Raw genomic sequence first — 14896 nt, 5'->3', positions numbered from 1 at the left:
CCGGCATAACTTCCCACGGCGGAGCGTCGCCGTTGCCCTGGCCTGTCGCGATCGGCGCGGCGCTGTCAAGGCTGTTCCAATTCTAAACTGGACGGTATAGTCCACATTCAATGACCGCCTCCCCTGCCCCGTCCCGCCTGCCTCAGGCGCGCGATCAGCGCGTGTACGCCGCTGTGCGCGAACTGTTGGCCGAAGCCGGCATGCGCCTGAGCATGGACGCGGTGGCGGCGCGCGCCGGCTGCTCCAAGCAGACCCTGTACAGCCGCTACCGCAGCAAGCAGGACCTGCTGCAGCGGGTGGTGCAGGACCATATGGAACTGAGCACCACGCACCTGGCTCCGGCGCAGGGCGAACTGCGCGGCAGCCTGCTGCGCTTCGCCCGCGAGCACCTGGAGCAGCTGTCCGATCCGAGCATGCTGCAGAGCTGCCAGCTGATCGCGGCCGAAGCGCGGCATTTCCCCGAACAGGTCCGCGGCCTGTTCCGCGACAGCGCCGAAGCGCTGATGCAGCGCCTGAGCGAACGCCTGCAACTGGCGGTGGCCGCCGGCCAGCTGCGCCATGACGATCCGCACTGCATGGCCGAACTGCTGTTGAGCATGATCGTCGGGATGGATTTCGAGCGCCAACGCTTCCATACCGCCCATCGCAGCGACGCCGCCACGCAGCGCGCCTGGGCCGAATTCGCCGTCGACGGTTTCCTGCGCGCGTTCGCCGCGTCACCTGCCCCTTCCCTTTCGTTTTCGATACCAGACCGGAGTACCACCCGATGACCTCCCCGTTGCGTTCCCTCGCCCTGGCCTGCGCCGTCGTGGTGGTGTTGGCGTCCTGCAAGAAACAAGAAGAACAGCAGGCCATGCCGCCGCCGGAAGTGGGCGTGCTGGAAGCCAAGCCGCAGACGCTGCCGTTGCAGCGCGACATGGTCGGGCGCCTGTCCGCCTACCGCAGCGCCGACGTGCGCGCCCGCGTGGCCGGGGTGCTGGAAAAGCGCCTGTACACCGAAGGCACCGACGTGAAGGAAGGCCAGCCGCTGTTCCAGATCGACCCGGCGCCGCTGCGCGCCTCGCTGGCGTCGGCGCAGGGCCAGCTGGCCGCGGCCGAGGCGACCTACGCCAACGCCAAGGTCGCCGCCACCCGCGCGCGCAGCCTGGCGCCGCAGGCCTACGTGTCCAAGTCCGACCTGGACACCGCCGAGGCCACCGAACGCACCTCGGCCGCCTCGGTGCAGCAGGCGCGCGCCGCGGTGGACACCGCACGCATCAATCTGGGCTACGCCACCGTCACCGCGCCGATCGCCGGCCGCGCCGGCAAGCAGCAGGTCACCGAAGGCGCGCTGGTCGGCAGCAGCGACGTCACCTTGCTGACCACGATCGACCAGCTCGACCCGCTGTACGTGAACTTCTCGATGAGTTCGGACGAACTGGCGCAGCTGCGCCAGGCGCAGGCCCAGGGCAACGTGGCGCTGAACGACGCGGGCAAGTCGACCGTGCAGGTCAAGCTCGGCGACGGCAGCGTCTATGCCCAGCCCGGCACGCTGGACTTCTCCGACACCGCGGTCGATCCGAGCACCGGCTCGGTGACCCTGCGCGCCCTGCTGCCCAATCCGGACCGGGTGCTGCTGCCCGGCGCGTTCGTCAGCTTCGCCGCCAACCTGGGCCAGCGCAACAACGCCTACCTGATCCCGCAGGAAGCGATCCAGCGCGACGCCAAGGGCGCCTATGCGCTGGTGGTCGGCAAGGACGGCAAGGTGCTGCGCAAGGACGTGGTCACGGTCGGCCAGCAGGAAGGCAAGTGGATCGTCGGCTCGGGCCTGGCCGCCGGCGACCAGGTCATCGTCTCCGGCCTGCAGAAGGCCAAGGAAGGCGCGCCGGCCAAGGCCACCCCGTGGACCCCGGGCGCACCGGGCCAGGCCCCGGGCGGCGCCGCGCCGCAGGGCCAGGCGCCCGCTGGCGCCGCGCCGCAGGACAAGGCCGCCGGCCAACCGCAGGGCGCAGCGAGCGGCGACACGCCGGCCGCCGCGGCCGATTCCAAGCCCGAGCAGCAGTAACGGACCCCCGCCATGCCTAAGTTCTTCATCGAACACCCGGTCTTCGCCTGGGTGGTGGCGATCCTGATCTCGCTCAGCGGCGTGATCGCCATCCTCAACCTCGGCGTCGAATCCTATCCCTCGATCGCGCCGCCGCAGGTCACCGTCACCGCGACCTACCCCGGCGCCAGCGCCGACACCACCGAACGCTCGGTCACCCAGGTGATCGAGCAGCAGCTGACCGGCATCGATCACCTGCTGTATTTCAGCTCCTCGTCCTCCTCCAGCGGCACCGCCACCGTCACCCTGACCTTCGAGACCGGCACCAATGCCGACATCGCCCAGGTGCAGGTGCAGAACAAGGTGTCGCTGGCGACGCCGCGGCTGCCCTCGGAAGTGACCGCGCAGGGCGTGGTGGTGGCCAAGGCCAACGCCGGCTTCCTCAGCGTGATCGCGCTGCGCTCGGAGAACCCGTCGATCGACCGCAGCGCGCTCAACGACATCGTCGGCTCGCGCGTGCTGGAGCAGATCTCGCGCGTGCCCGGCGTCGGCAGCACCCAGCAGTTCGGCGCCGAATACGCGATGGACATCTGGCTGAACCCGGAAAAGCTGCAGGGCTATCACCTGTCCCCGAGCCAGGTGTACAACGCGATCAGCGCGCAGAACGTGCAGTTCGCGGCCGGCTCGATCGGCTCCGATCCGGCTCCGTCCGGGCAGTCGTTCACCGCCACGGTCACCGCCGAAGGCCGCTTCAGCTCGCCCGAGCAGTTCGAGAACATCATCCTGCGCGCGGACGGCAACGGCAGCGTGGTGCGGCTGAAGGACGTGGCGCGGGTCGCGTTCGGCCCGACCAGCTTCGGCTTCGACACCCAGTACAACGGCAAGCCGACCGGCGCGTTCGCGATCCAGCTGCTGCCCGGCGCCAACGCGCTGAGCGTGTCCGAGGCGGTCAAGGCCAAGATGGACGAACTGCAGCCCAGCTTCCCGCAGGGCGTGAGCTGGTTCACCCCGTACGAAAGCACCACCTTCGTGCGGATCTCGATCGAGGAAGTGGTCAAGACCCTGGCCGAGGCGATCGTGCTGGTGTTCCTGGTGATGCTGGTGTTCCTGCAGAACTTCCGCGCCACCATCATCCCCACCCTGGTGATCCCGGTGGCGCTGCTGGGCACCTTCCTGGGCATGTGGGTGATCGGCTTCACCATCAACCAGCTGACCCTGTTCGCGATGGTGCTGGCGATCGGCATCGTGGTCGACGACGCGATCGTGGTGATCGAGAACGTCGAACGCATCATGTCCGAAGAGCACCTGGCGCCGAAGGCGGCCACGCAGAAGGCGATGACCCAGATCACCGGCGCGGTGGTGGCGATCACCGTGGTGCTGGCGGCGGTGTTCATCCCCTCGGCGATGCAGCCCGGCGCGGCCGGCGCGATCTACAAGCAGTTCGCGATCACCATCGCCATGGCGATGGCGTTCTCGGCGTTCCTGGCGCTGAGCTTCACCCCGGCGCTGTGCGCGGCGTTCCTGAAGGCCAGCCACAACGAGAACCCGAACTGGGTGTACCGCACCTTCAACAAGTACTACGACAAGCTGGCGCACCGCTACGTCGGCGCGGTCGGCGGCACCATCCGCCGCGCGCCGCGCTGGATGGCGGTGTTCGCGTTGCTGGTGGTGCTGTGCGGCTTCCTGTTCACGCGCATGCCCGGCAGCTTCCTGCCCGAGGAAGACCAGGGCTTCGCGCTGGCGATCGTGCAGTTGCCGCCGGGCGCCACGGTCGGCCGCACCAACGAGGTGTTCGCGCAGATGCGCGGCGTGCTGCAGCAGCAGAAGGCCGTGGAAGGCATGCTGCAGGTGGCCGGCTTCAGCTTCCTGGGCCGCGGCGAGAACGTCGGCATGGGCTTCATCCGGCTCAAGCCGTGGGCCGACCGCGACGTCACCGCCACCGACCTGATCCAGCAGTTGAACGGCATGTTCTACGGCATCAAGGGCGCGCAGATCTTCGTGGTCAACCTGCCCACGGTGAACGGGCTGGGCCAGTTCGGCGGCTTCGACATGTGGCTGCAGGACCGCACCGGCGCCGGCGAGGAAGCGCTGACCCAGGCGCGCAACATCCTGCTGGGCAAGGCCGCCGCGCGCCAGGACGCGCTGGCCGGGGTACGCCCCAACGGCCTGGAGAACGCGCCCCAGCTGCAGCTGAGCGTGGACCGCGTGCAGGCGCAGTCGATGGGCCTGTCGGTCAGCGACATCTACCAGTCGATCCAGATGATGCTGGCGCCGGTGTACGTCAACGACTTCTTCTACGAAGGCCGCATCAAGCGCGTCAACATGCAGGCCGACGCGCCGTTCCGCACCGGTCCGGAGTCGCTGCGCAACTTCTATGTGCCCAGCAGCAGCGCCACCGACAGCGACGGCCTGCCGCAGATGATCCCGCTGAGCACGGTGGTGAAGTCGAACTGGATCTACAGCTCGCCATCGCTGAGCCGCTACAACGGCTATTCGGCGGTCAACGTGGTCGGCAACCCGGCCCCGGGCGGCAGTTCCGGCCAGGCGATGAGCGCGATGGAGGAGATCGTCAACAACGACCTGCCGCCGGGCTTCGGCTTCGACTGGAGCGGCATGTCCTACCAGGAGATCATCGCCGGCAACAGCGCCACGCTGCTGCTGGTGCTGTCGATCGTGGTGGTGTTCCTGTGCCTGGCGGCGCTGTACGAGAGCTGGTCGATCCCGGTCTCGGTACTGCTGGTGGTGCCGATCGGCGTGCTCGGCGCGATCACCTTCTCGCTGCTGCGCGGCCTGCCGAACGACATCTACTTCAAGATCGGCATGATCACGGTGATCGGCCTGGCGGCGAAGAACGCGATCCTGATCGTGGAGTTCGCGGTGGAGCAGCGCGCGGCGGGCAAGACCCTGCGCGAGGCGGCCACCGAGGCGGCGCACTTGCGCTTCCGCCCGATCCTGATGACCTCGTTCGCGTTCATCCTCGGCGTGCTGCCGATGGCGATCTCCACCGGCGCCGGCGCCAACGCGCGCCACTCGATCGGCACCGGCGTGATCGGCGGCATGGTGTTCGCCACCCTGTTCGGCGTGCTGTTCATCCCGCTGTTCTTCGTGGTGGTGCGGCGCATGCTCGGCGACAAGCTGGACGAGCCATCGAAGGAATACGCGGCACTGCAGCAGGAAGGGCAGTCGCGGAATCAGCCGGACAGGTGAGGTGTTCGGGACTCGGGACTCGGGACTCGGGACTCGGGACTCGGGACTCGAAAAGCCTAAGGGCTGAAAGCAAAAAAGCGGCCGATCTGGCCGCTTTTTTGTTGCTTCATTTTTGAACGCTCGTTGCAGTTCAGCCTTCTGACCCGGGTCCCGGGTCCCGAGTCCCGAATTCAACGCAATCCGGTCTCGTTGCGCGCGATCACCAGCCGCTGGATCTCGCTGGTGCCTTCGTAGATCTCGGTGATCTTCGCATCTCGGAAGTAGCGCTCCAGCGGCATTTCCTTCGAGTAGCCCATGCCGCCATGGATCTGCACCGCCTGGTGGGTGATCCACATCGCCGCCTCGGACGCGGTCAGCTTGGCCACCGAGGCCTCGGTGGTGAAGCGCTTGCCCTGCCCCTTCAGCCATGCCGCGCGCAGCGTCAGCAGCAGCGACGCGTCGAGCTTGCACTTCATGTCGGCGATCTTGGCCTGGGTCATCTGGAACGCGCCGATCGGCGAGCCGAACGCCTTGCGCTCCTTCACGTAGTCCAGGGTGGCCTGGTAGGCGGCGCGGGCGATGCCGATCGCCTGCGAGGCGATGCCGATGCGGCCGGCGTCGAGCACGCTCATCGCGATCTTGAAGCCCTCGCCCGGTGCGCCCAGGATCTCGTCCGGGCTCGCCACGTAGTCCTGGAACTCGATCTCGCAGGTGGCCGAGGCGCGGATGCCGAGCTTGGGCTCGGTCTTGCCGCGGTGGAAGCCGGGCTTGTCGGTGTCGACGACGAACGCGGTGATGCCGCGCGCGCCCTGCTCCGGCTCGCTCAGCGCGTACAGCACGATGTACTTGGCGACCGGGCCGGAGGTGATCCAGCTCTTCTTGCCGTTGATCACGAAGCTGCCGTCGTCCTGGCGGACGGCGCGGCAGCGCATCGCGGTGGCGTCGGAGCCGGACTGCGGCTCGGTCAGCGCGAACGCGCCGATGTGGCTGCCGTCGGCGATCGCGCGCACGTACTTGTGCTTCTGCGCCTCGTTGCCGTTCTTCAGGATGCCGGCGCAGAACAGCGAGTTGTTGACCGACACGATGGTGGAATGGGCGGCGTCGCCGGCGGCGATCTCGACCATCGCCAGCACGTAGGCGATCGGATCCATGCCGGCACCGCCGTATTCCTCCGGCACCTCGATGCCCATCAAACCGTTCTCGCCGAGCAGGCGGATGTTCTCCAGCGGGAACTCGCCGGTGCGGTCGTGATGCTCGGCGCTCGGCGCGATCCGTTCCTGGGCGATGCGCCGCGCCACGTCCTGGATCATCAATTGCTCTTCAGTAAAGCTGAAATCCACGTAGAACCCTCCCGGGCTGTCTGGTGCGCCATTGTAGCCACCCAGACCATACGCAGGCGTGTGCACGACTTGACCCGATGCGCCCGCGGGACCAGAATATCTCTATATCGCGATAGGAAGATATTATGGATCTGGAGGACTGGTCGACCCGGCTGAAGGTGTTCGCCGATGCGACCCGCGTGCGCCTGCTGGCCTTGCTGGAGCAGGAAGAACTGACCGTGGCCGAGCTGTCGGCGATCACCCGGCTGGCGCAACCGCGCGTGTCCACCCACCTGGCCAAGCTGAAGGAGGCCGGGCTGGTGCGCGACCGCCGCGCCGGCGTGTCGGCCTACTACCGCTTCGACGAGGCGCAGCTGGACCCGGCGCAGCGTGCGCTGTGGCTGGCGCTGAGCACCGGCAGCGACGATCCGCTGCTGCGCCAGGACGCCGAGCGCGTGGCCGCGGTGCTGGCCAACCGCGCCGCCGACCAGAACTGGGCCGACTCGGTGGCCGGCGACATGGAACGCCACTACTCGCCCGGGCGCACCTGGGAAGCGCTGGCGCGCACCGCGTTGCCGCTGCTGGAAACCGGCGACGTGCTCGACATCGCCTCCGGCGACGGCGTGCTGGCCGAACTGGTGGCCCCGCATGCGCGCCGCTATGTGTGCATCGACACCAGCGCGCGGGTGGTGGCCGCAGCCAGCGAACGCCTGCGCCGGCTCGGCAACGTGGAAGTGCGCGAAGGCGACATGCACGCGCTGCCGTTCGCCGACGCCAGCTTCGACCTGGTGGTGATGATGCACGCGCTGACCTACGCGGCCAAGCCGGCGCAGGCGGTGGCCGAATCGGCGCGGGTGCTGCGCCGCGGCGGACGCCTGCTGCTGTGCAGCCTCGCCCGCCACGAACACAAGGCCGCGGTGCAGGCCTACGGCCACGTCAACCTGGGCTTCTCCTCCAAGGAGCTGCGCAAGTTCGTGGACAAGGCCGGGCTGGACGTGTCCAGCCTGGAAACCGTGACCCGCGAGAAGCGGCCGCCGCATTTCGAGGTGGTGTCGTTGATTGCCATGAAGCCGGGACTCGGGACTCGGGACTCGGGACTCGGAAACAGCCAAACCCTCCATCCGAAGAAGGCCGTGCGATGACGCCTACGCCCCCCCTCCGAGTCCCGAGTCCCGAGTCCCGAGTCCCGGGCCTGCCCTGGCTCCACCCCCAGCGCACGCAGAAACTCCTGCAGGCGCTGTCCGAACGCATCCTGATCATCGACGGCGCGATGGGCACCATGATCCAGCGCCACGACCTGCAGGAAGCCGACTACCGCGGCGAGCGTTTCGCCGCCGGCTACGACGGCGCGCACGTGCACGGCCCCGGCTGCGACCATGCGCCGCAGGGCCACGATCTGAAGGGCAACAACGACCTGTTGCTGCTGTCGCGGCCGGAAGTGATCGCCGGCATCCACCGCGCCTACCTCGACGCCGGCGCCGACCTGCTGGAAACCAACACCTTCAACGCCACCTCGATCAGCCAGGCCGACTACCACCTGGAGCACCTGGTCTACGAACTCAACAAGGCCGGCGCGCGGGTCGCGCGCGACTGCTGCGACGCGGTCGAGGCGCTCACCCCGGACAAGCCGCGCTTCGTCATCGGCGTGCTCGGCCCAACCAGCCGCACCGCCTCGATCAGCCCCGACGTCAACGATCCCGGCTTCCGCAACACCAGCTTCGACGAACTGCGCGGCACCTACCGCGAAGCGGTCGAGGGCCTGATCGACGGCGGCGCCGACACGCTGATGGTGGAGACCATCTTCGACACGCTCAACGCCAAGGCGGCGCTGTACGCGATCGAGGAAGTGTTCGACGCGCGCGGCGGACGCCTGCCGGTGATGATCTCCGGCACCATCACCGATGCCTCCGGGCGCACCCTGTCCGGGCAGACCGCCGAAGCGTTCTACGCCTCTGTCGCGCACGGCCGGCCGCTGTCGGTGGGATTGAACTGCGCGCTCGGCGCCAGCGACCTGCGCCCGCACGTGGAGACGCTGGCGCGGATCGCCGACGGCTACGTCAGCGCGCATCCCAACGCCGGCCTGCCCAACGCCTTCGGCGAGTACGACGAGACCCCGGAGGAAATGGCGGCGACGCTGAAGGAGTTCGCCGAATCCGGCCTGCTGAACCTGGTCGGCGGCTGCTGCGGCACCACCCCGGCGCATATCCAGGCGATCGCCGAGGCGGTGCGCGGGCTGCGTCCGCGCACGCCGCTGGCGGCGCAGGCACAGGCGGCCTGAGATGCGCGCGCATCCGCTGCCGCTTCACGCATTCGCAGTGCACGCGCGCCGTCCGCCGTGCGCTGCGCCCGTCGGTCGCGCGCACGCGGCCACGGCAACGATCCCGAAAGGCTGAGCCCATGTCCGTCCGCATTACCCGCCTGTCCGGCCTGGAGCCGCTGCTGCTGACCCCGGACCTGCTGTTCGTCAACGTCGGCGAACGCACCAACGTCACCGGCAGCGCGCAGTTCCGCAAGCTGGTCAAGGAAGAACGCTACGAGGAGGCGGTGGAGGTGGCGCGCCAGCAGGTCGCCAGCGGCGCGCAGATCCTCGACGTCAACATGGACGAGGGCCTGATCGATTCGGAGAAGGCGATGACCCGCTTTCTCAACCTGATCATGTCCGAGCCGGACATCGCGCGCATCCCGATCATGGTCGATTCCTCCAAGTGGAGCGTGATCGAGGCCGGGCTGAAGTGCCTGCAGGGCAAGAGCGTGGTCAACTCGATCTCGCTGAAGGAAGGCGAGGCGGTGTTCGTCGAGCACGCGCGCAAGGTGCTGCGCTACGGCGCCGCCGCGGTGGTGATGGCGTTCGACGAGCAGGGCCAGGCCGACACCTGCGCGCGCAAGGTCGAGATCTGCAGCCGCGCCTACCGGATCCTGACCGAGCAGGTCGGCTTCCCGCCGGAAGACATCATCTTCGACCCCAACATCTTCGCCGTGGCCACCGGCATCGAGGAACACGACAACTACGCGGTGGACTTCATCGAGGCCACCCGCATCATCAAGCAGACCCTGCCGCATTGCCACGTGTCCGGCGGCGTGTCCAACGTGTCGTTCTCGTTCCGCGGCAACGAGACCGTGCGCCAGGCGATCCACTCGGTGTTCCTGTACCACGCCATCGCCGCGGGCATGGACATGGGCATCGTCAACGCTGGCGGCATGCCGATCTACGACGACCTGGATCCGGACCTGCGCGAGCGCGTGGAGGACGTGATCCTCAACCGCCGCCGCGACGGCACCGAGCGCCTGCTGGAGATCGCCGAGCGCTACAAGGGCAAGAAGGGCCAGAGCAGCGTCGAAGACCTGGCCTGGCGCGACAAGCCGGTACGCGCGCGGCTGGCGCACGCGCTGGTGCACGGCGTGGACGCCTACGTGGAACTGGACACCGAAGAAGCGCGGCAGCTGTCCACGCGCCCGCTGGACGTGATCGAAGGCCCGCTGATGGACGGCATGAACGTGGTCGGCGACCTGTTCGGCGCCGGCAAGATGTTCCTGCCGCAGGTGGTCAAGTCGGCGCGGGTGATGAAGAAGGCGGTGGCCTACCTGCTGCCGTACATCGAGGCGGAAAAGCTGCGCACCGGCGACACCGGCAAGTCCAACGGCAAGATCATCATGGCCACGGTCAAGGGCGACGTGCACGACATCGGCAAGAACATCGTCGGCGTGGTCCTGGCCTGCAACAACTTCGACGTGATCGACCTGGGGGTGATGGTGCCGACCCAGACCATCCTCGACCGCGCGCGCGCCGAGAACGCCGACATCATCGGCCTGTCCGGGCTGATCACCCCGTCGCTGGAGGAGATGAGCCACGTCGCCCGCGAGATGCAGCGGCAGGGCTTCTCGATGCCGCTGCTGATCGGCGGCGCCACCACCTCGCGTGCGCACACCGCGCTGAAGATCGACCCGCACTACGGCGCACCGACGGTGTGGGTCAAGGACGCCTCGCGCGCGGTCGGCGTGGCCCAGTCGCTGATCTCCAAGGACCTGCGCGCCGCATTCGTCGCCGCCAACGACGCCGACTACGCCGAGATCCGCCAGCGTCACAGGAACCGCGGCGACGCCAAGCGCCTGGTGTCGCTGGAAAAGGCGCGCGCGCAGCGCTTCGACGGCGGCTGGGACGCCTACACGCCGCCGGTGCCGAAGCAGCCGGGCCTGCACGTGTTCGACGACTATCCGCTGCCCGAACTGATCGACCTGATCGACTGGACCCCGTTCTTCCAGGCCTGGGAACTGGCCGGCAAGTTCCCGGCGATCCTCAGCGACGCGGTGGTCGGCAGCCAGGCCAGCGAGCTGTACCGCGACGCGCGCGCGATGCTCAAGCGCATCGTCGCCGAGAAGTGGCTGACCGCCAAGGCGGTATTCGGGCTGTGGCCGGCGAATGCGCTCGGGGATGATGTGGAGGTGCTGCTGGCGCGGGACTCGGGACTCGGGACTGGGGACTCGACAGAAGCATCCGCAGCGGTTTCGGCGCTCAAGACAGGCGCTTCCGAGTCCCGGCACCTCCTGCACTTCCTGCGCCAACAAGTCGACAAGCCGGTCGAACGGCCCGATTTCTGCCTGGCCGATTTCATCGCGCCCAAGGACAGCGGCAAGCAGGACTGGATCGGCGCGTTCGCGGTCACCGCCGGCATCGGCATCGAGCCGCATGTGGCGCGCTTCGAAGCCACGCACGACGACTACAACGCGATCCTGCTCAAGGCGCTGGCCGATCGCCTGGCCGAGGCCTTGGCCGAGCGCCTGCACCAGCGCGTGCGCCGCGAATTCTGGGGCTATGCCGCCGACGAGGCGCTGGACAACGAGGCGCTGATCGCCGAGAAGTACCGCGGCATCCGCCCTGCCCCCGGCTATCCGGCCTGCCCCGAGCACAGCGAGAAGAAGACCCTGTTCGCGCTGCTCGACGCCGAACGCAATGCCGGCATGGCGTTGACCGAAAGCTTCGCGATGCTGCCGACCGCGGCGGTGTCAGGCTACTACTTCAGCCATCCGCAGAGCCAGTACTTCGTGGTCGGGCGGCTGACCAAGGAACAGGTCGCCGACTACGCGCGACGCAAGGGCGTACCGCTGCTGCAGGCCGAGCGCTGGCTGGCCTCGAACCTGGACTACGATCCGGAGTGAGGGGCGTAGCAACGTTCATCTCCCTCCGGGACCTACGCACGGCTGTTCCCTTCTCCCACCGGGAGAAGGTGCCCCGCAGGGGCGGATGAGGGTACGGACGCAGCCTCGTGTACCCAAACTCCGCGAGACGCTTTCGCGCCGGACCCTCACCCCACCCCTCTCCCGACGGGAGAGGGTCTCACAGCGCTCAGCGCAGCAGCACCGACACGCCGAGGCCGCCCTGCCAATCCGACGTCGGCGCGGACAAGCCGCGCAGCACCGACAGGTCCAGTTGCACGCGCTGGGCGATCAACCAGGTCAGCCCGGTGCCGAGCGCGCGCATCTCGTCCTCGCCGCCGCCGATGCCGGCTTCGGCATAGGCGCTGAGGTCGCCCCGCGCGTAGAACGTATAGCTCGGCGACACGGTCCAGCCGTGGCCGTCGTCGCTGTCGCTGAGGTTGGCGTACAGCGCGACGTTGCGCCCGCCCTCCAGGTCCCAGCCGGCGCTGACGCCGAGATCGTAGCGGTGCCCGTCGTCGCCGTACGGCGCGCGCCCCACCGGCACCGCGGCGGTGCCGAGCACGGCCCAGGAAAACGCGTCGCGGTTGCTCGGCAGCGCCCATTTCAGGCCGACGCCGGCATCGCCGCCGCCATGCCCGCGGAAATCCTCGCCGGTGCCGCGCACGCGCTGCCAGACCTGGCTGTCGATGGCCAATTGCAGTTCCGCCTGCGCGCTCAGGCCGATCCGCAGGCGGCTGTCGGCCACGTATTCGGTGCTGCGCACGCCGCCGCTGCGGTCGTAGCTCACGTCCGACAGCGCCTGCTCCCAGGCGACGCCGCCGGCCGGCAGGGTCTGCGACGCGAAGCCGATGCCGGGGCGGTCGAACGCCGGCGCGTCGTCGGCCTGGGCGACGCGCGCGGCGCCCAGAGCGCCGAGCACCAGCGCGCAATGCAGGAACGCCGCGGCACGATGCGTTGCACATGCGCCGCGGATGCGGACCTGCACGCGCAACGACGCAACGGAACTGGCTGTGGTCATGATCCGCCTCCGCAAGAGCGAGCGCCGCCGCTCAAGGCGCCGTGCCCGATTCTGCCTGCAGCGCCTTGACGTGCGCCGTGAAGCCCGGCAACAGCAGCCGATTGCCGTAGCCGCTGAGGTGATCGGCATCGAAGAACAGCGGGTGTCCGTCGCGCATGCCGGCGCAACGCTGCGGCTCGCACAGCAGCGGCAACGGATCCCACACCGACGCATGCGGCAGCCGCGCGGCGATGCGCTGCAGGCTGTGCAGCACCGGCGCGCGATAGCGCTCCATGGTGTCGCGCTGGATCTGCGTGCCGCGCGCGCAGATCGCGTTGCCGCGGTTGAACCAGTCGGAACAGCGATACGGCGGCGCGCGCAGCAACGGCTTGGGCGCCTCGAACACGACGCGCACGCCGCGCTGCGCCAGCGGCTGCAGCAGCGCGACCGCCGCCTCCTCGCCGGCGGCGCGCACCGCCTGCGCCTGCGCGCTGTCCTGCTCGGCCATCACCGCCGCCTCGTCGAACAGTTGGGTCTGCTCGGCCAGGCGCAGCAGCCGCAGCGCGGGCAGGAACAGCACATCGCCGTCGCGCGCATGCGCGGCGACATCGGCCAGGGTGCTGCGCTCGTAGGCCTGGCACCCGGCGTGCGTCGCCTGCCAGGCCTGCAGGCCGACGATCGGGCAGCCCCCCACGCCGTACAGGCGCACCGCCACGCCGCTCTGCAGCGCGAAGCGGCGCAGCAGTTCGTTGTAGGCCAGCGCATGCGAATCGCCGGCGACGAACAACTGGGTCGGCGTGCGCGGCGTCTCCAGGCCGCGGTCGCGCAGGTCGCAATCGCCACGCTCGAACAGCTTGGCGCTGCCGACCTGCACGTCCACCCGCCCGGTCTTCAGCGTGCAATGCGGGAACTCCTTGCGCATGCCCTTGGCATACGCGTACCACTCCAGCGGATGCCGGCTCACCGTGCTCAGCGAGTAGTAGCGCTGCGTGTCCAGCAGCAGCGCATGCACGCCGGCGGCAAGCACGATCACGCCCAGCCCGGCGGCGATGGTGCGCGCCGGCGTGCGCGCCTTGCCGATGCGGCCGCTGCGCCATGGCAGCTCCACCCAGCGGTACGACGCCAGCGCCAGCCCCGCCACCAGCAGCAGCGCCAACGCTTTCGCCAGCGCCGACTCCAGGCCCACGGTCCAGCGGAACAGCACGAACACCGGCCAATGCCACAGGTACAGCGAATAGGAGACGCGGCCGATCGCCACCACCGCGCGCTGCGACAGCGCCCGCTTGATCCAGCCGGCCGGCGCGCCGTGCAGCAATCCCAGCAGGCCCAGCGTGCCCAGTACCGGCCACAGGCCGTCGGGCCACGGCGAGTACCCGGGGCGCGCACGCCACAACCCGTAGCCGACCGCCCCCAGCGCCAACGCCAACAGCGGCGAACGCCAGCTCCAGGCCGCAGCCGGCACTTGCGCAGCGCCGGCGTCGAACCGCCCGCTCAGCGCCAGCGCCTGATACAGCAGCACGCCGCTGCCCAGTTGCCAGAAGCGCGCGGTGGTCAGGTAGAACGCAGCGCCGGCGTCGCCACCGGCGCGGCTGCGCACGCACGCGTAGGCCAGCGATGCGACCGAGGCCAGCGCCACCAGCAGCGTCGACCACGCGCGGCCGCGGCCGCCGCGGTTCCAGGCCAGGAACAGCAACGGGAACAGCAGGTAGAACTGCTCCTCCACGCCCAGCGACCAGGTATGCGTGTATGGGTTGAACTCGGCCTTCGGCGAGAAATAATCGTTGCCGGTCGCGGCCAGCACCCAGTTGCTGAGGCCGACGAAGGCCATGCGCCCGGTCCTGGCGCTGGTCTCGCTCAACCACGAGTCCGGGATGAACAGGCCGCTGGCCAGCGCGGTGACCAGCAGGCAGGCCAGCAGCGCCGGCGCGATGCGGCGCATGCGCCGCGCGTAGAACTGCGCGAACACGCCCCGGCTGCCGGCCGTCGGCAAGCGTTGCAGCGAAGCGCTGACCACGAAGCCGGAGATCACGAAGAACACGTCGACGCCGGTGAAGCCGCCCGGCAGCCAGGCCGGATCCAGGTGATAGGCGATGACCGCCAGCACCGCGAGCGCGCGCAGCCCGTCGATATAGGGCAGATAACCGCCCGCCGCGTGCGCGGGCGGCGCCGTGCGCAGGCGCTGGATTCCCGCTCCTCCCGTCCCTGGGAACGCCATGC

Annotated in this window: 9 protein-coding genes; 6 read left to right on the top strand and 3 right to left on the bottom strand. The window is 69.1% G+C overall.

The genetic code is table 11. The annotated features are described in order from the left end of the window. The first annotated feature begins 110 nt into the window (after positions 1-110). The 3 genes from NRY95_10120 to NRY95_10110 are packed head-to-tail and all read left to right on the top strand — an operon-like array spanning position 111 to position 5230. A complete protein-coding gene (locus tag NRY95_10120) occupies positions 111-770 on the top strand; it encodes a TetR/AcrR family transcriptional regulator (GenBank protein UYC18277.1) in 660 nt (219 codons plus the stop codon). Further along, positions 767-2044, top strand: a complete 1278-nt coding sequence (locus tag NRY95_10115; GenBank protein ID UYC18276.1) for an efflux RND transporter periplasmic adaptor subunit — start codon at positions 767-769, stop codon at positions 2042-2044. The genes NRY95_10120 and NRY95_10115 overlap by 4 nt, the downstream gene beginning before the upstream one ends. A gap of 12 nt (positions 2045-2056) precedes the next feature. Beyond that, complete coding sequence (locus NRY95_10110; GenBank protein UYC18275.1) at positions 2057-5230, top strand: multidrug efflux RND transporter permease subunit; 3174 nt, start codon at positions 2057-2059, stop codon at positions 5228-5230. A gap of 170 nt (positions 5231-5400) precedes the next feature. Here the strand turns inward: NRY95_10110 and NRY95_10105 are convergent, their stop codons facing one another. Then, positions 5401-6549, bottom strand: a complete 1149-nt coding sequence (locus tag NRY95_10105; protein UYC18274.1) for an acyl-CoA dehydrogenase family protein — start codon at positions 6547-6549, stop codon at positions 5401-5403. Between the two features lie 125 nt (positions 6550-6674). Between NRY95_10105 and NRY95_10100 the strand changes: the two genes are divergently transcribed. The 3 genes from NRY95_10100 to metH all read left to right on the top strand — a co-directional run bounded on the left by NRY95_10100 (position 6675) and on the right by metH (position 11682). Continuing rightward, positions 6675-7670, top strand: coding sequence for a metalloregulator ArsR/SmtB family transcription factor (locus NRY95_10100; protein UYC18273.1), 996 nt, complete (start codon positions 6675-6677; stop codon positions 7668-7670). Further along, positions 7667-8806: a homocysteine S-methyltransferase family protein gene (locus NRY95_10095; GenBank protein ID UYC18272.1), complete on the top strand. Its 1140-nt coding sequence runs from the start codon at positions 7667-7669 to the stop codon at positions 8804-8806. The genes NRY95_10100 and NRY95_10095 overlap by 4 nt, the downstream gene beginning before the upstream one ends. A gap of 119 nt (positions 8807-8925) precedes the next feature. Continuing rightward, entirely contained in the window at positions 8926-11682 is a 2757-nt protein-coding gene (gene metH / locus NRY95_10090) for a methionine synthase (protein UYC18271.1), read from the top strand. Positions 11683-11869: 187 nt separating this feature from the next. Here the strand turns inward: metH and NRY95_10085 are convergent, their stop codons facing one another. Together NRY95_10085 and NRY95_10080 are read right to left on the bottom strand one after the other, a co-directional pair. Then, complete coding sequence (locus NRY95_10085; protein UYC18270.1) at positions 11870-12700, bottom strand: transporter; 831 nt, start codon at positions 12698-12700, stop codon at positions 11870-11872. A 31-nt stretch (positions 12701-12731) separates the two neighbouring features. Continuing rightward, positions 12732-14894 carry an acyltransferase gene (locus NRY95_10080; GenBank protein ID UYC18269.1) on the bottom strand — a complete coding sequence of 721 codons (2163 nt, stop codon included), beginning with the start codon at positions 14892-14894 and terminating at the stop codon, positions 12732-12734. Between the last annotated feature and the right edge of the window lie 2 nt (positions 14895-14896).

The organism is Xanthomonas campestris pv. phormiicola, assembly GCA_025666215.1.
Classification (GTDB): domain Bacteria; phylum Pseudomonadota; class Gammaproteobacteria; order Xanthomonadales; family Xanthomonadaceae; genus Xanthomonas_A; species Xanthomonas_A campestris_A.
Note: the sequence above shows the minus strand (reverse complement) of the source record. Positions and strands in the feature narration are given on the sequence as shown.